The organism is Bifidobacterium xylocopae (assembly GCF_003315615.1).
GTDB lineage: Bacteria > Actinomycetota > Actinomycetes > Actinomycetales > Bifidobacteriaceae > Bombiscardovia > Bombiscardovia xylocopae.
The window spans coordinates 24,735-51,101 of the sequence record NZ_PDCH01000001.1; the positions used below are offsets into that span (position 1 = coordinate 24,735).

Here is a 26,367-nt window from a genome sequence, read left to right on the forward strand (position 1 = left end):
ACAGGGGTGGGCGCTGGGATATCCCGGCAATCCAAGGAATCGCACGCAGCAATGCGCTGGCGGGAGGATTGCGGGCCATCGGGCCGGTGGACTGTGGCTGCTTTGCTCTCCGAGAGGGATTCGGTGGGGTGGGGCCGCAGCGAGGCGGCTTCACGAACGACGGAATACGTGAATTCCCAAGGAAATCGGAGAGAATCAGTTGCCAACAATTGAACAGCTCGTCCGTAAAGGACGCAAGGCCAAGAAGAGTAAGTCCAAGACTCTGGCCTTGAAGGGCAGCCCGCTTCGCCGCGGCGTCTGCACCCGTGTATACACCACCACCCCGAAGAAGCCGAACTCGGCCCTGCGTAAGGTCGCCCGTGTGCGCCTGAGCTCCGGCATCGAGGTCAGCGCCTATATCCCCGGCGAAGGCCACAACCTGCAGGAGCACTCCATCGTGCTGGTGCGCGGCGGCCGTGTCAAGGATCTGCCGGGTGTGCGCTACCACATCGTGCGCGGCGCGCTCGATACGCAGGGTGTCAAGGATCGCAAGCAGGGCCGTTCCCTGTACGGAACAAAGAAGGCTAAGTAAGGCATGTCACGTAAAGGACCAGCAAAGAAGCACCAGCTCCTGCCCGACCCGATCTACGGTTCGACGGTCGTCGCGCAGCTGATCAACAAGATTCTCCTCGATGGCAAGAAGTCCATCGCCGAGGACATCGTCTACACCGCCCTGGAGCAGGTAAAGGCCAAGACCGATCAGGAGCCTGTCGCGGTTTTGAAGCGCGCCCTGGACAACATCCGGCCCTCCCTGGAGGTCCGTTCCCGTCGAGTCGGCGGCGCCACCTACCAGGTGCCCGTCGAGGTCAAGCCCAACCGCGCCAACACACTCTCCCTGCGCTGGCTGACCGATTTCAGCCGCGCTCGTCGCGAGAAGACCATGGCCGAGCGCCTGGCCAATGAGATCCTGGACGCCTCCAATGGTCTGGGCGCCTCCGTCAAGCGGCGCGAGGACACCCACAAGATGGCCGAGGCGAACAAGGCCTTCGCCCACTATCGCTGGTAATAAGTAGAGAGCGAGAATAGGGAATTATGGCACAAGACGTGCTGACCGACCTCACGAAGGTCCGTAACATCGGCATCATGGCCCACATCGATGCCGGCAAGACAACGACGACCGAGCGCATTCTGTACTACACGGGCGTCAACTACAAAATCGGCGAGACCCACGACGGCGCCTCGACGATGGACTGGATGGACCAGGAGAAGGAACGCGGCATCACGATTACGTCCGCTGCCATCACCGCCTTCTGGAACCGTCAGTCCCACGACCCCGAGGACCGCTACCAGGTCAACATCATCGACACCCCCGGCCACGTGGACTTCACGGCCGAGGTGGAGCGCTCCCTGCGTGTGCTCGATGGTGCTGTCGCTGTCTTCGACGGCAAGGAAGGCGTAGAGCCCCAGTCCGAGACCGTCTGGCGTCAGGCCGACAAGTATGGTGTCCCCCGCATTTGCTTCATCAACAAGATGGACAAGCTGGGTGCCGACTTCTACTATTCGGTCGACACCATCAAGGACAAGCTCGGTGTCAAGCCCCTGGTCATGCAGCTGCCGATCGGCGCGGAGAACGACTTCCGCGGCGTCGTCGACCTGGTGCGCATGGTGGCCTACTACTGGAAGGACGGCCAGGACCTGGGCGCCCATTACGACACCATCGACATCCCGGACGACCTGAAGGACAAGGCCGAGGACTACCACACCCAGCTGATCGAGGCCGTCGCCGAATCCGACGAGTCCCTCCTGGAGAAGTACCTGGGCGGCGAGGAGATCAGCGAGCCGGAGATCCGCAAGGCGGTGCGTAAGATGACGATTGAGCAGGAGGCCTTCCCGGTCTTCTGCGGTTCCGCCTTCAAGGACAAGGGCGTGCAGCCCATGCTCGATGCTGTGGTGGATTACCTGCCCAGCCCCGAGGATGTGCCCGCCATCAAGGGTTACAAGGTGGGTGACGAGTCCGTCGAGATCGACCGCAAGCCGAGCATCGACGAGCCGTTCTCCGCATTGGCTTTCAAGGTGGCTACCCACCCCTTCTACGGCAAGCTCATCTACGTCCGTGTCTATTCGGGCAAGGTCTCGCAGGGCGATAACGTCCTGGATTCCACGAAGGGCAAGAAGGAGCGCATCGGCAAGCTCTTCCAGATGCACTCCAACAAGGAGAACCCGGTCGATGACGCCATCGCCGGCAACATCTACGCCTTCGTCGGTCTCAAGAACGTCACCACCGGTGACACCCTGTGCGACGAGAAGGAGCCGATGTCGCTGGAGTCCATGACCTTCCCGGATCCCGTGATCCAGCTGGCCGTGGAGCCTAAGACCAAGGCCGATCAGGAGAAGATGGGCGTTGCCCTCCAGAAGCTCTCGGAGGAGGACCCGACCTTCCAGGTCAAGACCGACGAGGAGTCGGGCCAGACCCTGATCTCCGGAATGGGCGAGCTCCAGCTCGACATCCTGGTGGACCGTATGCGCCGCGAGTTCCATGTGGACTGCAACGTGGGCAAGCCCCAGGTGGCTTACCGCGAGACCATCCGCAAGGCTGTCATGAACCAGGAGTACACCCACAAGAAGCAGACGGGTGGTTCCGGACAGTTCGCGAAGGTCCTGATGAACTTCGAGCCCTTGGAGACCACCGAAGGTGAGACCTACGAATTCGAGAACAAGGTCACCGGCGGCCACATCACCAAGGAGTTCATCCCCTCGGTGGACGCTGGTGTGCAGGAGGCCATGGAGTCCGGCATCCTCGCCGGCTTCCCGGTTGTGGGGGTCAAGGCGACCTTGACCGATGGTCAGATCCACGAGGTCGACTCCTCGGAGATGGCCTTCAAGATCGCCGGTTCCATGTGCTTCAAGGAAGCCGCGCACAAGGCCAAGCCGGTCATCCTTGAGCCGATCATGGCCGTCGAGGTCCGCACGCCCGAGGAGTACATGGGTGACGTGATGGGCGATATCAACTCCCGTCGCGGCTCGATCCAGTCCATGACCGACGCCACCGGCGTGAAGGTCATCGATGCCAAGGTGCCGCTGTCCGAGATGTTCGGCTATATCGGCGACCTGCGGTCCAAGACCCAGGGCCGCGCCATGTTCACCATGCAGATGGACTCCTATGCAGAGGTGCCCAAGGCCGTCTCCGACGAGATCATTAAGGCCCAGCGGGGCGAGTGACCCACTGATGTCCGGGGCGGGTCCTGAACCCGTCCGCTGTCTCCAGTCGGCGGTACACTTTCTATCGCTGACTGGGCGGAGGGCATAAGTGGCGAACATCCCAATTACCCAGTAATATGTAGCGAGTGTCTTGTGCGTGGTTCGCACAGGCAAACTACGAAACGTCCAGGAGGACAAAACACAATGGCAAAGGAAAAGTACGAACGGACCAAGCCGCACGTGAACATCGGCACCATCGGCCACGTCGATCACGGTAAGACCACCCTGACCGCGGCCATTTCCAAGGTGCTGCACGATGAATACCCGGACATTAACCCCGAGTACGACTTCGACCAGATCGACGCCGCCCCCGAGGAGAAGAACCGCGGCATCACGATCAACATCGCGCACATCGAGTACCAGACCGAGAAGCGCCACTACGCTCACGTCGATTGCCCCGGCCACGCCGACTTCGTGAAGAACATGATCACCGGTGCCGCCCAGATGGATGGCGCCATCCTCGTGGTCGCCGCCACCGATGGCCCCATGGCCCAGACCCGCGAGCACGTCCTGCTCGCCCGCCAGGTGGGTGTTCCGAAGATCCTGGTCGCCCTGAACAAGTGCGACATGGTCGACGACGACGAGCTGATCGAGCTGGTCGAGGAAGAGGTCCGCGACCTTCTGGACGAGAACGGCTTCGACCGTGATTGCCCGGTCATCCGCACCTCCGCCTACGGCGCCCTGCACGATGACGCACCGGATCATGACAAGTGGGTGCAGACCATCAAGGATCTGATGGACAAGGTCGACGAGTACATCCCGACCCCTGTCCACGATCTGGACAAGCCCTTCCTGATGCCCATCGAGGACGTCTTCACCATCTCCGGCCGTGGCACCGTCGTGACCGGTCGTGTGGAACGCGGCAAGCTGCCGGTCAACTCCAATGTGGAGATTGTCGGCATCCGTGACACCCAGTCCACCACCGTCACTTCGATCGAGACCTTCCACAAGCAGATGGACGAGGCCGAGGCCGGAGACAACACAGGACTGCTCCTGCGTGGTGTCGGACGCGAGGACGTTGAGCGCGGCCAGGTCGTGGCTGCTCCCGGCACCGTCACCCCGCACCACAAGTTCGAGGGCGAGGTCTACGTGCTGACCAAGGATGAGGGTGGCCGTCACTCGCCGTTCTTCTCCAACTACCGTCCGCAGTTCTACTTCCGCACCACCGACGTCACCGGTGTCATCACCCTGCCCGAGGGTGTGGAGATGGTCCAGCCCGGCGACCACGCCACCTTCACGGTCGAGCTGATTCAGCCCGTCGCCATGGAGGAAGGCCTGACCTTCGCTGTCCGTGAGGGCGGCCACACGGTCGGCTCAGGCCGAGTCACCAAGGTGATCGAGTAGTCTCAACCAAGACAGGTTGACGGCCTTCGAGGCCGCGAAAGGTCCTGGATGCTCTGTGCATCCAGGACCTTTCGCTTGTCCGGGGTGTGGGAGGTCCACGGTGTTCACCTGCCGTGGCATAATGAACGGGTGTGCGTGCCCGGCGTGAGTCGACGCGGGTGCGATTCAGACATGAAGCGTGAGCAGCGAGACAAGAGTAGGTGGTACGAAGTGGCGCAGACTTCCAACGACATCAAGAACGGGTCGGTCATCAACCTGGACGGCAAGCTATGGACGGTGCTTAAGTTCCAGCACGTCAAGCCCGGCAAGGGCCCGGCTTTCGTGCGCACGACCATCAAGGATGTGCTGTCGGGCAAGATCGTGGACCGGACCTTCAACGCCGGTATGAAGATGGAGTTTGAGACCGTTGACAACAGGTCCATGCAGTATTCCTACAGGGACGGCGACTCCTTCGTCTTTATGGACATGTCCACATATGAGCAGGTGAACATCCCCGCATCCCTCATCGGCGACCAGGAGCGTTTCCTTCTGGAGGGCACCGACTGCGTGATATCCTTCCACGATGACAGTCCGCTCTCCGTTGAATTGCCGGCCTCGGTGATTCTGACCATCACGCACACCGAGCCCGGCATCCAAGGCAATCGTTCCAACGCGGGCACCAAGCCCGCAACCGTTGAGACCGGCGCCGAGATTCAGGTCCCCCTGTTCGTTGGCGAGGGCGAGAAGGTCAAGGTGGATACCCGGGACGGGTCTTACCTGGGCCGCGAGAACTGAGGGCCACCGGCTAGATGGCACGATCCACAGCCCGCAAGCGGGCACTGAACACCTTGTACGAGGCGGACGAGAAAGGGCAGGACATCGAGTCCCTGCTCAGCGAACGCATAGCCCAGCCCGGAGCACAGACCCCCTTGCCGGACTATGCCATCCAGATCGTGCGCGGAGTGGCTGACCACCTGGGCGACATCAACAGCCTCCTGGATGAGCATTCCACATCCTGGCCGGTCAGACGAATGGCTGTGATCGACCGCAACATCATGCGTATCGCCGTCTGGGAGATGCTGTACAACCCAGAGGTCCCGGGCAAGGTGGCCATCGATGAGGCATTGTCACTGGCTAAGACCTTGAGCGAAGCCGATTCCCCATCTTTCATCCATGGTCTGTTATCAGCAGTGGAACGTGACAGGCAGGCAGTGGAGGAGGATGCCTCACACGCCCGTGAGCGGGCTGATGAGGCGGCCCGGATCGCTGCTCTGGCCGAAGCGGAGGCCGCGAAGGCCGAGTCGGACGGCGGCTTTGACACTTCCGATGACAGCGGCGAGACATCGCGGTCTGACGGCGCCCGGACGGAGGATGGCGTGCTTCCTCGGCCAGGGACTGAAATCAAGGATGCGGTCGAAGGGGTAACCTTGGATGATCTGAGTTTGGATATTCCGCCCCAATTGGGCTGAGAGCGGCGGCGCTCCATAGACTGCGACCGAGGCAGACGGGGAAGCGGGCCTGTGCTCGCCTATCCGTTGGCCATCGGCTGTGTCCTATGCTGGTGGATCCGAATTGTGTGAAGTAGGGGTGGTTGGGAGATGTCAAGTTCGCTCAGCGGTCCGAAGGCCCTCCGGCGTCGCGCCGTAGCCGTGGTTGCCTGCCTGCTTACGGTCGGTCTACTGGGCGGCTGTTCGGTGGGTGGCGTGGACATCCACCTGGGCCGCAAGGCCTCGGATGGTCCCACGTTGCGCCGGCCGGCCAAGGTGGCCACGACCCCGGTGCAGGAGTACACCGGCCAGGGGTTCGCCCCCGAGGACTCGCAGGACATGCGTCAGCCGGTACAGGAGCATGAGGCGGAGATCAAGCGCATGGTGGTCTCCTACATGAAGAATCGCTGGCATTCGGATGTGACGGTCAACGCCGTTTGGCCGGCTATCAACGGAGCCCATGTGAACGTTTCCTGCGCTGATCCCCAATTCACGGTCTCGGTCCAGGTGGACATGGATGAACAGGGCCACATCAAGGGGGATCCGAACGACCTGTGGGAGAACGTCAAGACGGCCATCGTCACCGGGCTGTACCACAGGGCGTGGCAGCAGGAGTGCGACCAGCTCAACGCCTTCCTGGCAGAGGAGGCGAGGTCCATGAACTTCTACGGGCTCCGGCAGGAGGCCATCGCGAAGACGCGTTCCGTGGGCTATGAGAGCCCCTGGTTCTACTTCAAGCTCGAAGGCGGGGACTTCGAAGACATCGTCGATGCGTATGTGGAAGGCAGTGATCTCAATGCCCGGACACTGCGTCCCATGTTCGAGCGGGACATCTCCAAGGCGATGCAGGAGGGGAAACTGGGGGAGCGCGGCAAGGTCATCGAGACGGCCATACAGATGTACGGCCCCAGCAACAAGCTCCCGCCGCAATCCAGTGTCGACCGGGTGGAGAAGGACCTTACACGCTGGGCGCAGTCGCATACCCTGCCGCCCATCGGTTACACGATCTCGTTATTCAGCAACGCCATCACCGATTCGTCCGGCATGGCTGACGGGGACACTGTGAACACCGGCGAGGAGAAGAAGAGCGACGGCACCGTCGACACCAGATACCTGTATCCCGGCGGAAGGGGTTGACACCAGGCTTCCCCGCTATTCAAGATAATCCAGGGCTGTCGTTACACTGACTGCGAACATTCGCTGCGACTAAGGGGTTTGGGTGAATCTACAGGATGCCACAACCATTGCAGCCGACAGTCATTCTCGCGCTCGCGCCCTTCTGGTTCTGGAGGACGGGGAAGTGTACGCAGGTGACGCATACGGCGCACTGGGTCAGACGCAAGGTGAAATCGTGTTCTCCACGGGGATGACGGGTTATCAGGAGACGCTGACCGATCCGTCATACGATCGGCAGATCGTCGTCCAGACCTTCCCGCATATAGGGGATACAGGGATCAACGGGGAGGACGGTGAGTCCGGCCGTGTCTGGGTCGCCGGATACGTGGTGCGGGAGCCATCGCCCACGGTCAGCAATTGGAGATCGGACGGATCCCTTGATGGTCTCCTGGTCGACCAAGGGATCGTGGGCATCTCCCACATGGATACGCGCCGGCTCGTGCGGCACTTGCGTTCAGCGGGTGCCATGCGGGCCGGTATTTTTTCGGGTGCCGCCCTGCAGGCCGAAAACGGCCGGCCTCTGACCACGGGCGAGCTGCTGGAAACGGTGCGTCGGACCCCGAGGATGGAAGGATCCCATCTGACAGGAGAGGTTAGCGCCACCCAGGCCTATACGCTCGAGCCGTCCGGGGATTTCGAAGGGTCAGCTCCTGTCTGCACGGTAGCTGCCGTCGATCTGGGGCTCAAGGCCATGACACCGCGATTGCTGGCCGAACGGGGCTGTCGGGTGCACGTGTTGCCGGTGACCACCACATTGGAGGATATCCGGTCCCTGCATCCTGATGGGGTTTTCTTCTCCAATGGCCCGGGGGATCCGGGCACGGCCGATCGGGAAGTCGATTTAGTCCGCGGCTGCCTGGACGCAGGTCTGCCGCTCTTCGGCATCTGCCTGGGCAATCAGCTGCTGGGGCGGGCCCTGGGCTTCGGCACTTACAAGCTCAAGTTCGGTCACCGTGGTATCAACCAGCCGGTCAAGGACTTGACTAGCGGCAGGGTGGAGGTCACCGCCCACAATCACGGGTTCGCGGTGGATGCCCCGCTTGGCGGCCCGGTGCCGGCACCGTATGGCGGCGGGCGATACGGCAGGGTTCGTGTTTCCCATGTGGATCTGAACGACGATGTGGTAGAAGGGCTGGAATGCATTGACATTCCGGCCTTTTCCGTACAGTACCACCCCGAGGCGGCGGCCGGCCCCCACGATGCCATCCACTTGTTCGATCGGTTCGTGGGTTTGATGAAGGGCTCCAGGGAGGATGAGGCTCATGCCTAAGCGCGAAGATATCCAATCAGTGATGGTCATCGGCTCCGGCCCGATCGTGATTGGTCAGGCCGCCGAATTCGACTACTCGGGTACCCAGGCTTGCCGGGTCCTGAAGGAGGAGGGGGTGCGCGTCATCCTGGTCAACTCCAACCCCGCCACGATCATGACGGATCCCGAGATGGCCGATGCCACATACATCGAGCCGATTGACTGCGCAATTCTGGAGAGGATCGTAGCCAAGGAACGTCCCGATGCCCTCCTGCCGACCCTGGGAGGGCAGACTGCGTTGAATGCCGCCGAGGAGCTGGGACGGACCGGTGTCCTCGACAAGTATGGGGTGGAGCTGATCGGTGCGTCCCTTGACGCCATCGACCGGGGGGAGGACCGTCAGCTTTTCAAACAGGTGGTCGAGGCGGCGGGTGCGGAATCGGCCCGCTCACGGATCGCGCACAGCCTTGAGGAAGCCGATGCCGTGGCCGCCGAGCTGGGTTACCCGCTGGTTGTGCGTCCCTCCTTCACCATGGGTGGCCTGGGTTCGGGCATCGCCCACGACGAGGGGGAACTCCATCGGATCGCTGGTGCCGGCATCCATTACTCGCCCACCGATGAGGTGCTGTTGGAGGAGGGGATCGAAGGCTGGAAGGAATACGAACTGGAACTTATGCGCGACCGCCTGGACAACGTAGTCGTGGTCTGCCCCATAGAGAATGTGGACCCGGTCGGTGTGCACACCGGCGATTCAGTGACCGTGGCACCCGTATTCACACTGACCGACCGCGAATACCAAAAGCTGCGCGATATCGGCATCGCGATCATCCGCGGTGTGGGCGTGGACACCGGCGGCTGCAACATCCAGTTCGCCGTCAATCCAGAGACCGGCCGCGTCATTGTGATCGAGATGAATCCGCGCGTCTCACGCTCCTCGGCCCTGGCCTCCAAGGCCACCGGATTCCCCATCGCCAAGATCGCGACCAAGCTGGCCCTTGGCTACACCCTGGACGAGATCGTCAACGACATCACCCGTTCAACGCCGGCCTCCTTCGAACCCGCGATCGACTATGTGGTGACCAAGGTGCCGCGCTTCGCCTTTGAGAAATTCCCCGGCGCCGACGACACGCTGACCACCTCCATGAAGTCGGTGGGGGAGGCCATGGCATTGGGTGGATCATTCCAGGAGTCCTTGGGCAAGGCCATGCGTTCCATCGACAAACGGGGCTTGGGCTTTTCCTGGGATGGTGCCAGGCCGGACCACAGGGAGGTCGATGAACTCCTGGAAGCCATGCGTCGGCCCACAGAAGGCCGTTATTTGCAGATACAGCGGGCTTTTTGGGGTGGCGCCGGCGTTGATGAGGTCTTCCTGGCCACCGGAATCGACCGGTGGTTCCTGGAACAGATCAATGCGATCAATCACCTGGCAATGGAGGTGCGCGAGGCCGACTTCCTGGACGACGACCTCCTGCGCCGGGCCAAACGAGCAGGCCTGTCCGACCTGCAGATAGCCCACCTTCGCGGGATGGGGGACCGGGGCGAGACGGTCATCCGCGAACTGCGCTGGAATTACCAAATCCGACCGGTCTACAAGACCGTGGATACCTGCGCGGCCGAGTTCGACGCGGTCACACCCTATTACTATTCCACCTACGCCGAGGAATCCGAGCTCAAACCCCGCCGGCGCGAAGCCGTCATCATCCTCGGTTCGGGACCCAACCGGATCGGGCAGGGCGTGGAGTTCGACTACACCTGCGTGCACGCGGTTCAGGAGTTGGGACGGGACTATGACACGATCATGGTCAACTGCAATCCCGAGACTGTCTCCACCGACTATGACATGTCGGATCGGCTCTACTTCGAGCCGCTCACCTTCGAGGATGTGCTGGAGATCTACCGGGCCGAACTCAGGATGGGGCCCGTCAAGGGTGTAATCGTGCAGTTGGGCGGGCAGACACCGCTCTCCCTTGCAGCCCGGCTCAAGCAGGCCGGTGTGCCGATCCTGGGTACCAGCCCCGAATCCATCGACCTGGCGGAGAACAGGGAACTGTTCGGACAGGTCCTGAAACGCGAGGGGTTGAACGCCCCCCGCTATGGCACGGCCATGTCCCTTGATGAGGCCCGGGATGCCGCCCACAACATCGGTTACCCGGTCCTGGTCCGTCCCTCCTACGTATTGGGCGGGCGCGGTATGGAGATTGTGTACGACGACGGGCAGTTGGGCGGGTATGTGGAGCGAGCCCTGAGGCAGGCCCGGGCCGATACGGTGGTATCCGGCCGCCTGCCCTCCCCCTTGCTTATCGACAAGTTCCTTCAGGATGCCATCGAGATCGACGTGGATGCCCTTTACGACGGGAATGAGCTCTATATAGGCGGCATCATGGAACATGTGGAGGAGGCTGGAGTACACTCAGGCGACGCTTCCTGCACACTGCCGCCATCCACCCTCTCGGACGACCAGATCGACCGTCTGCGCCAGGCCACGAGGGCCATAGCTGACGGCTGTGGGGTGCGCGGGCTGATCAACGTGCAGTTCGCATTCATGGCCAACACCCTGTATGTGATCGAAGCCAACCCGCGCGCCTCCCGCACGGTTCCCTTCGCCTCCAAGGCAACTGGTACCGCCCTGGCCAAGGCGGCGGCGCGGATCATGGTGGGGGAGTCGGTCGCGGACCAGCGTGCCCGAGGACTTCTGCTGCCGGACAGCGACGGAGGGGCCAGCCGACCGGGCCAGCCGGTGGCGGTCAAGGAGGCTGTCCTGCCTTTCAAACGCTTCCGCACGCCGGTGGGCCAGAGCGTGGACGTGCTCCTGGGGCCCGAGATGCGTTCGACCGGCGAGGTCATGGGGTTCGACCGTGACTTTCCGCATGCCTTCGCCAAGGGGCAGCTGGCGGCCTATGCCGGCGGCCTGCCGACGTCGGGCCGGGCCTTCCTTTCGGTCAACGACGCGGATAAGCGCCAGCTGCCGATGATCGCCAGCCGCCTGCATGAGTTGGGCTTCACCATATGCGCTACGCAGGGCACGGCATCCGTCTTGAAACGATATGGCATCGACGTGGATCTGGTGGGAAAGATCAGTGACGGTGACGGGCGGGAGGGGGCTGACCGGACAGCCGGACGTCCGGGGCGGAACGCGGTCGAGCTCATTGAGGACGGAAGCATCGACATGGTGCTCAACTCGCCCTCTTCGCGTGATTCGCGTTCCGACGGATACCTGATCCGCGCCGCCGCCGTGGCCGCGGACCTGCCCCAGTTCACGACCGTCACCCAGTTCGCTGCGGTCCTGATGGCCATCGAGGCGGTCAAGAGCGGGGACTACCAGGTGGTGAGCATCCAGGAGCGTGCCCGGAGGCTCTTCGCGTACGAGCATGCCGAAGGATGAACGCAAAGGAGGAAAAGCCCACCATGCGGCCGTCCCGAAGGGTTCCCCCATGTCCGCTCCACCCCTCGCATACGTCCGCCGGGGTTTGTTCGACCCACTGTGGCTATACTCGTAGAAACGGCGGGAAGAGAGAATTAGCGTATGAGCAGGTCGCAGACGGTGGACACACAGGACGTCACGGGCGAGGATGCCGACGCCGCACAGCGCCAGGCCTGCCGGGATCTGGCGGGCAAAGGCAGACTGGTCGTGCTGACCGGGCCCACGGCGGTAGGTAAAGGCACAGTTGAGGCCCGCCTGCGCAGCGAGCATCCCGAGGTCTGGGTCTCGGTCTCGGCCACCACGCGCAAGCCGCGGCCGGGTGAGCGTGACGGCATGACCTATTGGTTCATGGATGAGGACGAGTTCGCGGCCAGGAAGGCCAGAGGCGAGTTCCTCGAGACGGCCTTGGTCCACGGCATGTCCCATTATGGCACGCCGCTGAAGCCGGTCCTGGACCATATGGCCCAAGGGGTGCCGACCATCCTGGAGATCGATCTGCAGGGGGCGCATCGTGTGCGTCAGCGCGCGTCGGACATGGGGCTGGAGGTGGTGTACGTCTTCCTGGCACCGCCTTCATTCGACGACCTGATCAAGCGTCTGGACGAACGTGGCACCGAGGACGAGGACCAGCGGCGCAGGCGTCTGGCCACGGCCAGGGTGGAGATGGACAGCCAGGGGGAGTTCGACGTGGTCATAGTCAATGACACCGTCGAACGGGCAGCTGATGCCCTGTGGCGGGTCATCGCCCGTGAGTATGGCCTGGGCTGAATACGCCCTGCGCGCTTGTCGCACCGTAAATCGAGGCTGGGCGCTAAAATCGTGATGATTGAACAGACATGGTCATCCACCGTATTGGAGCAAACTTTCATGGCATCCTTTGGCACTGAGCCGCAGCCGCAGGGCTTCGCTAACCCCTCCATCGACCAGTTGATGGAACACACAGACTCGCAGTATGCGCTGTCGATCTTCGCGGCCAAGCGGGCCCGGCAGATCAACTCATACTTCACCCAGCTCAACGAGGGCCTCCTGCAGAACGTGGGCCCCCTGGTCGAGTACCAGAACCAGGAGAAGCCCCTGTCCATCGCCTTCCGCGAGATCAACGAGGGGCTCCTGGAGGAGACCCTGGGCGAGGACGACCTGACCGAAGGCAACTGAGTCTTCGCGATTTCCCGGGACGTAGGGCCCTGGCGCCCTCATGCAGGCATAAGCAGTGAAGGATGGTGGAGTTCCACTTATGGCAGAACGACGGTTGATTACGGCTGAATCGGTGACCGAAGGCCACCCGGACAAGGTCTGCGATCAGGTCTCGGATGCGATTCTGGATGACCTGATCGCCCAGGACCCGCACTCGCACGTGGCAGTGGAGACATCCGCGGCCACCGGCCTCTTCTTTGTATTCGGGGAGGTCAGTTCCGCCGGCTACACCGACATACAGACCCAGGTGCGCTCGGTCCTGCGTCGAATCGGCTACACCAGCTCGCAGATAGGTCTGGATGCCGATTCCTGTGGTGTGACTGTGGCGATCAGCGAGCAGAGCCCTGAAATCAACCAGGGTGTGGCCAGGCTCAAGGGGGCCGGGGAATCCGCGGCCACCCGCGAAGAACGCTATGAAGCACAAGGTGCAGGCGACCAGGGGGTCATGTTCGGTTACGCCTGCGATGAGACCGATGTGCTGATGCCCCTGCCCATCCTGCTCGCCCAGCGTCTGGCCTACCGCCTGGCGCAGGTGCGCAAGCAGGACATCGTGCCGGGCCTGCGTCCCGACGGCAAGACCCAGGTGACTATCGAATACGACGATCAGGACCGTCCCGTCAGCGTGGAGACCGTACTCATCTCCACACAGCATGACCCGGACGTCAAGCGCGGCTGGCTGGAAGAGGAGCTGCGACGCGAGGTCATCGCACCTGTCCTGGACGAGGTCTGCGGTCGGCGGGTGGAGCATGAAGGCTACAGGCTCCTGGTCAACCCGACTGGTTCGTTCATCCTGGGAGGACCAGCCGCGGATGCCGGCCTGACTGGGCGCAAGATAATCGTTGACACGTACGGTGGCGCCGCCCACCACGGCGGCGGTGCCTTTTCCGGCAAGGACCCGACAAAGGTGGATCGGTCGGCCGCATACGCCGCCCGTTGGGTGGCCAAGAACATCGTCGCTGCGGGGCTGGCCCACAAGGTCGAAGTGCAGGTGGCCTACGCCATCGGCGTGGCGGATCCGGTCTCCGTCAACGTGGAGACCTACGGCACTGAACAGGGGGTCAGCCGCGACCAGATTCAGCAGGCGGTCCGTCAGGTGTTCGACCTGCGTCCGGCCGCCATCATCGACGAACTGGACCTCCTGCGCCCCATATACTCCAAGACTGCGGCCTATGGACACTTCGGCCGTACCGATCCGGACTTCACCTGGGAGCATACCGACAAGGCGGAGGAGCTGAAGGCGGCAGTCGCTCAGCTCGCCTGAACCGCGGGAAGGAGGGCTGTGAGCCAAGTTGCTGAGCAGCCGGCCCTGGATGGGCTGGACCGACCCCGCCGCAAGCCCTCCAGAAAGCGGGTCCGCCAGCAGGCAGGCCATCTGCCTATCGCCCAGGTGGTGCTGGACGTACAGGCCGCGCACCTGGGACGGACGTTCGACTACTTGGTGGACGAACGCGACGACCAGGCCGCGCAGCCCGGGGTCCTGGTCAGGGTACGATTTGGCGGGCAGCGGCTCAACGGAATCATCTGGGGGAGGACCGAGAGCAGTGAAGCTCCCAAGCAGTCCTTGCGCTACCTGGAGCGTGTAGTCGTCAAACACCCTCTGGTATCGGCCTCCATGCGCGATGACCTGACCGCCATAGCCAAGGCCTTTGGGGGGACCAGGGCCAACATCCTTCGTCTGGCCCTGCCTCCCCGCGTGGCCCGGATAGAACGGGAACAGGCTTTTGCCGACACCCGATCCGGGACGCATCCCGGTGAGGATTCGGACGGGGGCACCGGTTGTGCGTCGACGGGAGCCCGGGAACGGTTGACCGTACGCTTGGGAACGGCCTATCCGGAAGCCGACGAACTGAAACAAGCCCTGGTTAAGGGCGGATTCGCCGCCTTCGTGGTAGACGCCCTCCCCGGTCCGGAAGAGCGGGAACACCTGATGGTCTGGGCTATTCTGACGGCGCTCGCATCAGGTCGGCAAGCCTTGGCTGTGCTTCCGGACGCCAGGCATATGGAAAGCCTGTCCGTGGCCCTGCGAATGTCCGGTCTTCGTCCGTTCGCCCCCGACCCCGCCGGACAGGGCGGTTGGTCGGGCGATTATGTCCTTCTGGGTTCGACCATGGCCCCCGCCGACCGGTACCGGGCTTACCTGGCCGTGGCGACCGGACAGGTCTCATGTGTCATCGGGTTGCGGGCGGCCATGTACGCACCCGTTGAAGGTCCTGCCCTGTTCATGATCCTCGACGACGGTGCCTACCAGAACGCGGATGGAATGACACCATACGCGAACGCACGCGGGGTGCTTCGGCTGCGGGCCAGGAGCCACGAGGGTGTATTCCTGAGCCTGGGCCATGCGCGCTCGGCCCTTTCCCAGTGGGAGTGTTCGCCGGAAGCCGTCCAAGCCTCATCTGGGGTCACCGGCCCCGCCCGGCCCCTGGAACCCGATAGGTCCGCAGTGTCCGCCCGTCTGCCCTGGGTGCGCTGGCTCAATCGTGAAGAGCTGACCCGGTTGGCTGATCCGACCATCGGCGCACGTGTGCCACACACGGCCGTGGCTGTCCTGAACAAGGCCTTGGAACGGGGCCCGGTCCTACTGTCGATTCCCCAGGATGGGGTGACGCAGGCCCTTTCATGCGCGGCCTGTCATCGGCAGGCCCGTTGCCCGCGCTGCGCCGGCCCCCTGCATGCGGCCGGAGTCGGCCATGCCCCCAGATGCTCATGGTGCGGCCAGGCCGCCGTGGACTGGTCGTGTGGCGCCTGCGGTTGCGAGCGCATGCGCCTCGTCCGTGTGGGGGCGGCGGGCACGGCAGAGGAGCTCCGCCTGCTTTTCCGGGGACAGCCAATCGTGATATCCACCCCCTACCAGCCGCGGGGGATAGTGGAGACCATCGACGACCGCCCCCGACTGGTCATCGCAACACCTGGTGCGGAGCCCCGGATCGTGCCGCGCTCGCCCGAAGGGTCACAGGCCTATGCCGGCGCCGCTATCCTGGATGCCTGGACCTCCCTCTACGCTCTTGGGATCGACGCGCGGATCGATACGCTGACCGCCTGGATGAGGGTGGCGGCCCTGTGCGCACCTCGTGCTGACGGCGGACAGGTCCTGGTTCTTGGGGAGAGCGATTCGGCCTTGGTCCAGGCCCTGATCACTTGGCGCCCCGCCGTCCTGGCCGCCGCCGAGCTGGCCGACCGGGCTGAGGCCGGTCTTCCACCCACGCAGGCCGCGGCCGTGGTATGGGGTGGCCGGGACCCCGTCATGGGAGCTTTGGAGTCGGTAGGTGCCCTGCCAGGCGGTGACCTGGGCACAGTCGAGGTGGATGGGCAGGAGCTGCCGGCGCTGATGGGACCGGTGCCTATCGCCCCTGAATCCAAGCTCAAGACGGGAGTGCTTGAGGGTGTCGGCGACCGGGTTCGCGCCCTGGTCCGCGTGCCCGTCAACCGCAGGGATGAGCTGGCAGGTCGCCTGCATATCGCCATATCACGGCATATGGCCTCCCGGGGGCGTGGGGAGTTGCGTTTCCGCATGGATCCCAAGGACCTTTCCTGAGGGGGAAGGCCCAAGCCGGGTGCGTCGAGGCTGCATGCTTGCATGGATGCGGACGGTAGCCCATAGGAGCCGGCGTTGGGTGGCGCGGTCCTGCGCAGAAGGACGGGTGGAGCATGCACGGGTATCCCAATGATGTCAATATCGAAGCCGACCACATCGTCGGCGAAGGCCCTGCCGCCGGAGCCCTGGGCAGGCCTATCCGCCATGTGATCTTCGACTTCGGAAGGGTCCTGGTGCAGTGGAACCCTGCCATGGCATTGATAAGCCGCTATTCACAGGAGCATATAGAGGCCTTGATGGATGGCGGCCGATCGGGATTCTATGAGGCCAACGACATGATGGATGAGGGGGTCGGGTCCGAACAGGCGGTGGCCTGGGTCGCCAGGCATCATGGCGAGCCCTGGGCCGGTATGTTCCGCTACTACATTGACAATATGGTCGACTCCCTGGTGGGTCCTGTGCCTGGTGCGCGCAAATTACTGGAGGACCTCAAGGGAGCCGGCGTGGGAGTATGGGGCTTGTCCAACTGGTCGGCCGAGACCTTCCCGCTCGTCTGGGACCGTTATGAGATCCTGCATATGCTGGACGGCAAGGTGGTATCGGGTTATGTACACATGCGCAAGCCCGATTGTGCTATTTTCCGCTTGGCTCTTGAACGTTTCGGAATAGCCGCCGATGATGCCCTCTTCGTGGATGACCGCGGACTCAATGTCCAGGGAGCCGCCATGGCCGGTATTCGAGGCCTGCGTTTCGAGGATCCCTATGGTTTGCGCGCGGCGCTGATCGGTGCCGGTATCGACATTCCTGGGGTGAGGTAGGACAGTGGAAGCGGAAGCCAAGTGGAAGCAATCGCCCAGGTGAACGGGCTCGGTGTGAAAGGAAAGAGAATCGACGTGAGCGAACCGTTGAAAATCCTGTTTGCGGGTACGCCGGAGGTGGCTGTACCGGCCTTGGAACTGCTGGCCGGCAAACCGGACCGCTTCCGGGTGGTCGCAGCCCTGACAAGACCCGACGCCCCACAGGGGAGGGGGCGGCGCCTGAGCGAGAGTCCGGTCAAGCGGACCGCGAAGGCGCTGGGAATCCCGGTCCTGGAATCCAACCCGTCCGACCCTTCCTTCCCCGATCAGATCAGGGCTACAGGCGCAACCTGTGGCGCTGTCGTGGCCTATGGACGGATTCTCAAGCAACCGGTTCTGGATGCCTTGGACCACGGCTGGTACAATCTCCACTTCTCCCTGCTGCCCCAGTGGCGGGGAGCGGCCCCGGTGCAACGGGCCATCTGGGCGGGCGATGAGATCACCGGGGCCACGGTCTTCCGGCTCACCCGCGGGATGGACGATGGTCCGATACTGGCCCAGTCCACGGTCGCGATCGGAGCCGAGGAGACCTCGGGGGAGCTGCTGGAGCGTCTCTCTCGGGATGGGTCCCAACTGCTGGCCGCCGCTCTGGAAGCCGTCGGTGAAGGTCGGGCGCAGCCCCAGCCACAGCCCCAGGGTGCCTATGAAACGGCCCACAAGATCACCGTTGAGGACGCCCGCATACGTTTTGACGCACCCGTCTTCGCCTTGGACCGGCAGATTAGGGCATGTACGCCCGACCCCGGCGCCTGGTGCCTCCTCCACCACGATAAGGGTGACGAAGGGATAACCCTGCACATACTTCAGGCGCGACCGGTCCATTCCGAAGACCAGGCCGCCCCCAGCAGTCTTGCGCCAGGTGAGCTGGCGGTCGGCAGAAAGGCGGTCTGGGTCGGTAGCAAGAGCATGCCACTGGAACTGATCCAGGTCAAGGCCTCGGGCAAGCGGACCATGAAGGCGGCGGACTGGGCCCGGGGGGCACGGCTGGGTGATCGGGCCTACTGCGACTGATACGGGCCTGTACGTGGGGACCGGTGTCCTGTGGGTGTTCGCGTTGGGGAACGGAGGTGGACCAATGGGGAGGCTGAAAGAACCAGATCGGACTGCCGGCTATCAGGAGGGCGGGAACGCCCGATTCCTGCAGGAGAGCAACCGGACCCTGACCCTGGCCCCGGTCCTGCGGTAGGCGGCGGAGGAACTGAGGAAGGCTCGGCGGCAGCTGGAGCAGATGACCGGGCCGCCGTTGACCTGCGCCCTCCTGCTGGGTATCGCAAGCGTGTCCTATGAAGAGGGGGTGCAGCGGGCACGGGTGGAGCTCGTGGATGGCGCTCGGGGGATGATGGTGGCCGTCTCGCCCCTTCTGCCCGTGGAGGGCCTTAGGGCCGGACAGACCGTGTTGCTCGACGAGCGCATGGTGGTCGTCGCCGCCCGGGAGCCGCCCAATTCGGGACCGGTCCGTCAGGTGCAACGGGTCGACGCCCCCGGCCGGCTCCTGGTCAAGGACCAGTCCGTGGCCTATGCCTGGTGGAGCGGGCTTGTGACCCGCTGGACGTCCCTATCGAGGTGGTTGACCTTCTACCTGTCGATCCGGCGGGCGTGCTGGCCATGTTCCTAGTCCAGGGGGATGGAAGCGACGGGCTTGTCCTGGAGGAGGTGCCGGAGGTGACCTTCGATGACATCGGGGGCCTGGAAGCGCAGATAGCCCGTATCTGAGACGCTGTAGAGCTGCCCTGGCGACATCCTGAACTCTACCGTCGTTTCGACCTGCGTCCGCCGAAGGGGCTTCTGCTCTATGGTCCGCCTGGCAATGGCAAGACCATGATCGCCAAAGCCGTCGCACACCACCTGGCGCAAGGGCCGGGTGGCCCAGGTCTTTTCCTGTCGATTAAGGGGCCTGAATTGCTGAACAAGTTCGTCGGCGAGTCAGAGCGACTCCTACGAAGCCAGGGCGGGTGCGGCGCAGGATCGGCCTGTGGTCGTATTCATCGACGAGGTGGACGCACTCCCACGTACTCGAGGCAGCGGCGTCTTGTCTGACATGGAGACGACGATGGTGCCCCAGTTCCTGGCCGAGCTGGCCGGGGTGGAGCGGTTGGATCGTGTGCTGGTCATCGGCGCCTCGAACCGGATAGACATGGTCGATCCCGCGGTCCTTCGGCCGGGCCGATTCGATCTGAAGATCCGGGTGAATCGGCCGGACCGGCAGGCAGGGGAGGTCATACTGGACCGCTTGCTCAAAGCGGGTCTGCCTCTTGCCGAAGGGGTCACTGCCCATGGGCTCGCCCGACGTATGGCTGATGAGATATACCGTGGAGGCAGCGAGGGTCTGGTCTGTGAAGGGAGTGACGAAGCAGGCGCCTGGGTCGGCATCCATCTGTGTGACCTGGTTTCCGGGGCCATGCTCTCCCACATGGTGGATGAGGCCAAGACCTATGCCCACAAGGCCTCGTTCGCCTCCGGCAGTCGGGTCGGGCTTGGTCTGGACGACTGTCTGCGGGCAGTGGATCAGGAACGGCGCGAGCGTGCGACGGCCTGGCGGATGAAGGACTTGAGCGCTGGCCTCGCTCAACGGACTGGATTCCGGACATCTGACGGGTATCAGGCCCCAGCCCACTCGCGTCGCGCGAGTGACTGACGGACTGGTGCGCATGGTTGGTGCGCTTGCAGCCTGGTGGTCGCCGAGTAGGATTCCAAGTGAGGGCCGCGACTACCGGAGCCGGCAGTTTCGCTCCGTCGGTCTGCGCCGGAAGGGGCAGGCCCATCCACCCGATAGCCCCGAGAAAGGTCAAGAGGACATGGAATTGCGCGACCTGGCGATCCGAACGGCCCACATCGCGGGCGAAGCCGGCCGCCACGCCCTTCAGGACCAGATCAACCCCCACGACCTGCGCAACCCTATGCGTGCCGACGGGGACTCCCGTTTCGCCTCCGAGATCGATGACCGCCTCATCCGCTACTGCCGGGCCAAGATCGTGGCTTCCGACCCCTGCGATGGCTTCTGGGAGGAGGAGGGCTCTGACCGCAAACCCGGCCGTAAATACTGGTGCCTGGGGCATATCGACGGGTCGATCAACTACGTACGCAACATGGCCGAATGGACCATCACCATCTCCTTGTTCAACGTCGATCAGGAAGGGCGGGCCAAGCCTGTCCTGGGAGTCGTCCATGCGCCGGTCCTGGGCCTGACCTACCTGGCTGCGGAAGGGCAGGGGGCTATTCGGGTCAGGCGGACAACGGTGGGGGACAAGCGGGAGAAGATCATGCCTTCGACAACCCGACAGCTCAAGGGGTCGGTGGTCAGCTTCGGCATGTCCTACTTCCCCCGTGAGTCCGAGCGCGCCCTCAAGACGGTAGCGCAGATGGCCGGTCGGCCCGCTGACATCAAGCGGGTAGGACCCACCTCCCTGGATTTGTGCAGGGTGGCCGACGGCTCCTACGATGCCTATTTCGAGCCGATGCTGCACTCCTGGGACATACCGGCCGTCTCCGCAGGGGCGGTCGTGGTCTGGCAGGCGCAGGGCCGGCTCTGCCAGTGGAACGGACAGCCCGTCTCCTGGGAGCACAACAACGACGTCGTCGCATCCAACGGGCTTATTGACGGGGAACTTGCCCACTACTTGCGTTGAGAGCGGGTGGCAGGGCCGGAAGGAACGGATATGGTCCGGCATGCCGAAACGTCAGGGGCACCCCCGCAAGCACAGTCGCTGGCACGCTCTGCGCAAGCCCGGAATCAGGCCAGCGAGCGTCTGGGACGGCTGGACCAGGTGCTCGATGACTTGGAGTGCGTCCTGCAAGCGGACGTTGAAGACTTGGTGGATGGATTTGTGCAGGATGGGGGCGAATATGGTGACATCCGCGGACGATGATGGGGGCTTCACACGCATCTTCGGCGTGTAGACCGAATATGGCCTGAGCCTGACGGGTTCCAGAGCCCGTCCCACTCCAGACGACCTGGATCGAGCTCTCCGTCACCCACCTGGTATTGGGCATGATTGAAGGGACCTGGCGGCTGGGAAAGCCTTCTCCCTTCGCCTGTTTCTCCCTGGCCGATCCGGGTGCGGCCCTGAAGCAAGGTCAGCTGTGACCGCCGCGGTTGGCTTCGCGTGCCCCCTGGGGGGGGGGGCTTCTTCCGGGAGCGGGCACGGCTGATCGACCTTGACAACCACGAAGTGACGGCGGGCGGCATTTTCCCCGGGTACCGAGACAGGGGCGGGTGGCCGTGGATTTGGGCCGGCCGCAGGTGGACCGGGCTGAGGACGAGCCCCCTTCAGGAACCCGGGCCGCACTCCGGGGGCGTTCATCAGACGGGCACTGCTGGCCGACGCTGACTGGTTGGCCGATTGGACCGATCTTTCCTTGGGTGGCTCCATGGGCATCCGGTTCCTGGACCCCTTTCTGACGGAACCGGGGCCCGAATCCAATCGGATCGTGGCCGCGATGGGCGGGGAGACCGCGGCTGCCAATCGGGTATAAAAAACGCCCAATCCCTGCGGGATGGGCGTATGGCTGAAGCCGCTGGCCGTTACTTGTTGGAAACGGCCTTCTTCAGCAGGGAGCCGGCCGAGATGCGCACGCCGTAAGAGGCGGGGATCTTGATGGTCTCGCCGGTGCGGGGGTTGCGGCCGGTGCGGGCGGCGCGCTTGACACGCTCAGCCGAGAACAGACCGGTGAGCTTGAGACCCTCGCCGGACTTCATGGCCTCGACGAAGACGTCCTGGAAAGCGTTGACCGCGGCTTCTGCCTGTGCCTTGGTCAGGTTCGACTTCTGCGCGATCTTCGAGACCAGATCAGACTTGTTGTATGCCATAGAAGTATCCTTCTTGCTCAAGGGGTCCCCATGCTTAAACCGGGAAACCCAACGTTCATGTCCGATATTAGCGCAGTTTGCAAGCGGATGCCGTAATTACCTGGCATTTGCGCCTTTTTTCACGTCTCATACGCGAAATTCCGCCGGCAGAGCGGGCTGTGGGGGCATGGGTCATGGTCACTGTGGGCTGCATGGTTTCACACCAGGTTGCGCCGGCCCAGCCAGCGCATGGCCGCTGCGCCGAGTGGGATGCGCATCCAGTAGGTGACCAGGCGGAAGACCAGGGTCGCGGAGATGGCGACACCGGACGGGACACCGGCCAGGTGGAAGGCGGAGAAGAGCACGGCTTCGATGGCACCCAGACCGCCGGGTGTGGGCACCGCCGAGCCGATCGTGTTGGCCAAGAGGAAGACGAAAGTCGTCTCGAAGATGTTTGTGCGCCAGCCGAAAGCCATCAGACTGGCCCAGAAGCCCAGACCCAGGGAGGACGATTGGATGACGGCGCCCAGGGCCGCTATCCCCAGTTTTCGTGGCTGGGTGAGGATATCGACCAGCTGGCGGGCGTAGGAAGCCACGATAGGCAGCAACCGCCCGACGATCAGCCGGCGGGTGTAGGGGATGGCCATCGCCAGGGATGCCACGATCGCCACGACGCCGATCACCACCACCAGGGTGTTGGTGGGAATCATGCCTGACAGTGTGTTGCGCCCGGTGAACAGGCCTATAACGACCAGCAGGAGGAAGGTCGTTGAGAATTGGACGGCCACCACGGCGCTCATGATGGCGGTGGCAAGGGTGTTGTTGTAGCCGTTGCGCCGCAGGTACTGCAGGTTGACGAAGGCCGGGCCCACGCCCGCCGGCATGGAGACCGATGTGAAGGAGGAGGCCACCTGGGATATGAGGATGGGGACGGGATGGCGGCGGTCCGGACGGATGAAGACCCCCAGGGTCAGGGCGCAGCCCACCCACGACAGACAGCCGAACAGGAAGGCCATCCCCGCCATCCATGGATTGGCGGAGCGGGCGGCCTGGATGACCTGTTGGAGGTTGAGCTGGGTGAAGACCACGATGACCGCGATGATCAGGAGGACCAGGGCCAGGAAGGAACGCAGACTGAATCGGGAGAGGGTCACCTGCCCGCCCTCGGCCTCGGTCTGGGAGGGGGCCAGGGCGCGTGCACCCTCCCGAAGCCTGGTCAGTATCTGCTTGTCCCATTGGGGCTGGGAACGTGTGGCCTTGGGTACTGCCACCATCTGGATGAAGGGAATGAGGCCGACCAGCGCCTGCTCGCCCCATGCCCGGCGGGCGGCCTGCAGGGCCGCTTCCGTGCCGATGCAGGCGGCTGCCAGAGCGAGTAGCTGGACTTTATCCAGAGCAATGTTTGCTGCGGAGGAGGCGACATCTCCGTTCTGCCAGCCTGCCAGTACAGGATGTCCTGCCTGGTCCTTGGCCAGGGTGCCCGGCGTGATGCGGCGGTGGGTATAACCACGTTTGTGGGCTTTATCAAGGTATTCCATCAAGGCGAGGACGTCGGCCCGACCCATATCCTGGGGGCTGATCCGCTCCAGGCTCACCTGGTCGTCCAGGACGAAGATGGAGGATTCGCCGTTCTCCGCCAGGCCATAGGGGTGCATGGCATCCAGGCCCAGGTCTCGCAGTCCCAGCAGCATGGCCATGTGGTGCTGTGTGGAATCCCGGATCGATCGGTCGCGGCGCATGGCGACACCGGAGAGCTTGATCCACTGCCACAGCTGCATCAGATAACCTGCTGTGTGCAGCTGCCCATCCAGGACCGAGACCGTGTAAGCGGTGCCGTCGGCTGTTTCTGCCCGGTAGATGCGGGAGGATTCGACCAGGTCGTCGGCCAGGGTGGGGGCGAGCGGATCGCCTTCCTCGCCCGGTCCGTCCTGGCGTGAGAGCCGGATCGGTCGGATGCCGATCGAGACCAGGGCCTGGACCAGGTCCGCCCCCCAGACTCCCTTGTTCTGGGTGCCGGCTCCGAACCGGATCAGCATGCCGGCGGTCCGTCCCAGGAAGAATGACACCAGGACGGCGCTGATGGTGTTGGCTGAGATAATCACCATGACCAGAGCGACCACATACAGGGCGTTCCAACCCCACTTGACGGAGGAACGCATGCGTCGGGGGCCGGCCGCGGTCAGGAAGGCGGCAAGGCCGGCATAGATGTCGGGCAGCAGGACCGGGGAGCCGATTGTGGATTGGGAGCTGAAAGCGTTGATCAGGGCCAGCGACGGGGAATGAACGATCAGCGTGGAGGTCAGCCACACGATGCCGTAGCCGCTGAACAAGGCCAGCGGTGCGGTGATGGCCTGGATCCATTCCCTGCTGAACAGCAGGTGGACCAGGACAGCGATCACAACCCCGACCGTGACACTCTGCTGGAGCAGGGCGGTGGGCACGTCAGCCAGCCAGTCCATTCGCGAGCCGGCCTTGTGGACGTCAGATTCGACCCCGGAGGCGACCCCGCGCAGATAGACTGCGATCAGGCTGACGGCCATGGTCAGGAGCACGCAGGTCACGGCCCTGATCAGATCGCCAAGGTCGTGGACCCGTCTGGGCGGTGTGTCCTCGATGCGTGGCGCCTGGCCCGGGTCGATGCTGTTCGTCCGGCTCATCGGCGTCCGAAATCCACCAGATCGGATGCCAGTCCAGTGTATGCCGCTGGTGTCAGTGCGGCCAGGCGATCCCTGTCCTCGGGCTTCAGGTCCAGTTCCCGGATAAATCCTTCCACCTCCCGCTCGCCGATGGATTTACCACGCATCAGCTCCTTGACCCGCTCGTATGGATGGTCCATGCCGGACCGGCCTGCCAGGGATGCCGCGCGCATGGCCGTTTGGATGGGCTCGCCCAGTACCTCCCAGTTTTCCTCCAGTTCGGCGGCTATCGCGGCCGTATTCGGGTGGACCTCCTGCAAGCCGGTAGCCAGGTTGTCCAAGGCCAGTAGGCTATGGCCCAAAGCCGTGCCAATCGTGCGCTGGGTGGATGAATCGGTCAGGTCCCGCTGCCAGCGGCTCTCCGTCAGTGTCCCCGCCAGGTTCGACAGGAGGGCGCAGGAGACCTCCAGATTGGCCTCGGCGTTCTCGAAGCGGATCGGATTGACCTTATGCGGCATCGTGGACGAGCCGGTGGCCCCCCGTACCGGTACCTGGGCGAAAACGCCCCGGGAGATGTACATCCACATGTCGACGGCGAGGTTGTGCAGGATCCGGTTGACGTGTGCGATCGTCGAGTAGAGCTCCGCCTGCCAGTCGTGAGATTCGATCTGGGTGGTCAGTGGGTTCCAATCCAGGCCCATGCGTCTGGTCACGAAGACGCGGGACATGCCGATCCAATCCACCTGGGGGACCGAGACCTGGCTGGCGCCGAAGGTGCCTGTGGCGCCGTTCCACTTGCCCAGGTATTCCTGTGTCTCCAAATGCCTGAGTTGCCTGTTCAGACGGTGGGCATAGACCGCCAGCTCCTTGCCCAGGGTGGTGGGGGTGGCCGGCTGTCCGTGGGTCATGGCCAGTAGGGGCAGGTCCCGGTGCCGCTCGGCCATGGTGGTCAGTTGTTTGGTCAGGGCTTCGAAGGCAGGGGTCCAGACCTGTGTGACCGCCGCTTTGATGGAACGCGCATAGGCGATGTTGTTGATGTCCTCGCTGGTGCAGCCGAAGTGGACCAGCGGTTTGAGGCGAGCCAGCCCGGCATCCTTGCCCAGGTGCTCCGCGGCCGCGTCCAGGCGTCGGTCGATGTAGTATTCGACAGCCTTGACGTCGTGATGGGTCTTGGCTTCAATCGAGGCGAGTTCATGGATGCCCCTGGCATCGAAGTCCTCCGCGATGGAGCGCAGGTAGGTCGTGCTCCGCTGATCAAGGTTTGCAAGCCCTTCCAGGACCGGCCGATGGCCGTTGCCTTCATGGCCGTTGGTCAGTAGGATCATCCACTCCACTTCGACCCTGATGCGTTCACGGTTCAGGGCCGCCTCGCTCAGGGAGTCGACGAGGGGGGCGGCCTGCCGACGGTAGCGACCATCCAGGGGACTCAGGGGAATCGCTGGTTCCATGCTGCTCAAATCCATGCC

At 63.6% G+C, this 26,367-nt stretch carries 22 protein-coding genes and 1 pseudogene; 20 read left to right on the forward strand and 3 right to left on the reverse strand.

Going from position 1 to position 26,367, the window contains the following annotated elements:
* The first annotated feature begins 199 nt into the window (after window positions 1-199).
* From rpsL to CRD59_RS00220, 20 genes and pseudogenes are all read left to right on the forward strand, one after another.
* Window positions 200-571 (forward strand): 30S ribosomal protein S12, encoded by a 372-nt coding sequence (rpsL, locus tag CRD59_RS00125; protein WP_113852581.1) that lies wholly within the window; start codon window positions 200-202, stop codon window positions 569-571.
* A 3-nt stretch (window positions 572-574) separates the two neighbouring features.
* On the forward strand, window positions 575-1,045 hold the full coding sequence (gene rpsG, locus CRD59_RS00130; protein WP_113852582.1) for a 30S ribosomal protein S7: 471 nt from the start codon (window positions 575-577) through the stop codon (window positions 1,043-1,045).
* A 26-nt stretch (window positions 1,046-1,071) separates the two neighbouring features.
* A complete protein-coding gene (gene fusA, locus CRD59_RS00135; RefSeq protein ID WP_113852583.1) occupies window positions 1,072-3,198 on the forward strand; it encodes an elongation factor G in 2,127 nt (708 codons plus the stop codon).
* Window positions 3,199-3,381: 183 nt separating this feature from the next.
* On the forward strand, window positions 3,382-4,581 hold the full coding sequence (tuf, locus tag CRD59_RS00140) for an elongation factor Tu (protein ID WP_113852584.1): 1,200 nt from the start codon (window positions 3,382-3,384) through the stop codon (window positions 4,579-4,581).
* 210 nt (window positions 4,582-4,791) lie between these two features.
* A complete protein-coding gene (efp, locus tag CRD59_RS00145; RefSeq protein ID WP_113852585.1) occupies window positions 4,792-5,355 on the forward strand; it encodes an elongation factor P in 564 nt (187 codons plus the stop codon).
* A 14-nt stretch (window positions 5,356-5,369) separates the two neighbouring features.
* The gene (nusB, locus tag CRD59_RS00150) at window positions 5,370-6,029 is read left to right on the forward strand and encodes a transcription antitermination factor NusB (RefSeq protein ID WP_113852586.1); all 660 of its coding nucleotides are present in this window, start codon (window positions 5,370-5,372) and stop codon (window positions 6,027-6,029) included.
* Window positions 6,030-6,158: 129 nt separating this feature from the next.
* Complete coding sequence (locus tag CRD59_RS00155) at window positions 6,159-7,184, forward strand: DUF1672 family protein (protein ID WP_113852587.1); 1,026 nt, start codon at window positions 6,159-6,161, stop codon at window positions 7,182-7,184.
* A gap of 82 nt (window positions 7,185-7,266) precedes the next feature.
* Window positions 7,267-8,493 carry a glutamine-hydrolyzing carbamoyl-phosphate synthase small subunit gene (carA, locus tag CRD59_RS00160; protein WP_113852588.1) on the forward strand — a complete coding sequence of 409 codons (1,227 nt, stop codon included), beginning with the start codon at window positions 7,267-7,269 and terminating at the stop codon, window positions 8,491-8,493.
* On the forward strand, window positions 8,486-11,854 hold the full coding sequence (carB, locus tag CRD59_RS00165) for a carbamoyl-phosphate synthase large subunit (RefSeq protein WP_113852589.1): 3,369 nt from the start codon (window positions 8,486-8,488) through the stop codon (window positions 11,852-11,854). Before carA ends, carB begins: the two co-directional genes overlap by 8 nt.
* A 141-nt stretch (window positions 11,855-11,995) precedes the next feature.
* Window positions 11,996-12,661: a guanylate kinase gene (gmk, locus tag CRD59_RS00170; protein WP_113852590.1), complete on the forward strand. Its 666-nt coding sequence runs from the start codon at window positions 11,996-11,998 to the stop codon at window positions 12,659-12,661.
* A 99-nt stretch (window positions 12,662-12,760) separates the two neighbouring features.
* Window positions 12,761-13,048, forward strand: coding sequence for a DNA-directed RNA polymerase subunit omega (gene rpoZ / locus CRD59_RS00175; RefSeq protein WP_113852791.1), 288 nt, complete (start codon window positions 12,761-12,763; stop codon window positions 13,046-13,048).
* 79 nt (window positions 13,049-13,127) lie between these two features.
* The gene (gene metK / locus CRD59_RS00180) at window positions 13,128-14,348 is read left to right on the forward strand and encodes a methionine adenosyltransferase (protein WP_113852591.1); all 1,221 of its coding nucleotides are present in this window, start codon (window positions 13,128-13,130) and stop codon (window positions 14,346-14,348) included.
* Window positions 14,349-14,366: 18 nt separating this feature from the next.
* Window positions 14,367-16,622 (forward strand): primosomal protein N', encoded by a 2,256-nt coding sequence (locus CRD59_RS00185; protein WP_113852592.1) that lies wholly within the window; start codon window positions 14,367-14,369, stop codon window positions 16,620-16,622.
* Between the two features lie 113 nt (window positions 16,623-16,735).
* Window positions 16,736-17,440: an HAD family hydrolase gene (locus CRD59_RS00190; protein WP_113852593.1), complete on the forward strand. Its 705-nt coding sequence runs from the start codon at window positions 16,736-16,738 to the stop codon at window positions 17,438-17,440.
* Window positions 17,441-17,515: 75 nt separating this feature from the next.
* Window positions 17,516-18,490, forward strand: a complete 975-nt coding sequence (gene fmt / locus CRD59_RS00195; protein WP_236632633.1) for a methionyl-tRNA formyltransferase — start codon at window positions 17,516-17,518, stop codon at window positions 18,488-18,490.
* A 217-nt stretch (window positions 18,491-18,707) separates the two neighbouring features.
* Window positions 18,708-19,094 (forward strand): hypothetical protein, encoded by a 387-nt coding sequence (locus CRD59_RS00200; RefSeq protein WP_113852594.1) that lies wholly within the window; start codon window positions 18,708-18,710, stop codon window positions 19,092-19,094.
* A 170-nt stretch (window positions 19,095-19,264) separates the two neighbouring features.
* Complete coding sequence (locus tag CRD59_RS08310) at window positions 19,265-19,516, forward strand: AAA family ATPase (RefSeq protein ID WP_407923095.1); 252 nt, start codon at window positions 19,265-19,267, stop codon at window positions 19,514-19,516.
* Window positions 19,446-20,114 (forward strand): annotated as a pseudogene (locus CRD59_RS00210) (AAA family ATPase); the annotation flags it as partial. The gene CRD59_RS08310 and the pseudogene CRD59_RS00210, both read left to right, overlap by 71 nt.
* Before the next feature lie 160 nt (window positions 20,115-20,274).
* Complete coding sequence (locus CRD59_RS00215; protein WP_113852597.1) at window positions 20,275-21,105, forward strand: inositol monophosphatase family protein; 831 nt, start codon at window positions 20,275-20,277, stop codon at window positions 21,103-21,105.
* Window positions 21,106-21,135: 30 nt separating this feature from the next.
* A complete protein-coding gene (locus tag CRD59_RS00220; protein WP_113852598.1) occupies window positions 21,136-21,345 on the forward strand; it encodes a ubiquitin-like protein Pup in 210 nt (69 codons plus the stop codon).
* Window positions 21,346-22,001: 656 nt separating this feature from the next.
* Here the strand turns inward: CRD59_RS00220 and CRD59_RS00225 are convergent.
* From CRD59_RS00225 to purB, 3 genes are all read right to left on the reverse strand, one after another.
* Window positions 22,002-22,286 carry an HU family DNA-binding protein gene (locus tag CRD59_RS00225; protein WP_033503744.1) on the reverse strand — a complete coding sequence of 95 codons (285 nt, stop codon included), beginning with the start codon at window positions 22,284-22,286 and terminating at the stop codon, window positions 22,002-22,004.
* Between the two features lie 197 nt (window positions 22,287-22,483).
* On the reverse strand, window positions 22,484-24,922 hold the full coding sequence (locus CRD59_RS00230) for a lysylphosphatidylglycerol synthase transmembrane domain-containing protein (protein ID WP_113852599.1): 2,439 nt from the start codon (window positions 24,920-24,922) through the stop codon (window positions 22,484-22,486).
* Complete coding sequence (gene purB, locus CRD59_RS00235) at window positions 24,919-26,364, reverse strand: adenylosuccinate lyase (RefSeq protein WP_113852600.1); 1,446 nt, start codon at window positions 26,362-26,364, stop codon at window positions 24,919-24,921. The genes CRD59_RS00230 and purB overlap by 4 nt, the downstream gene beginning before the upstream one ends.
* Window positions 26,365-26,367 lie beyond the last annotated feature (3 nt).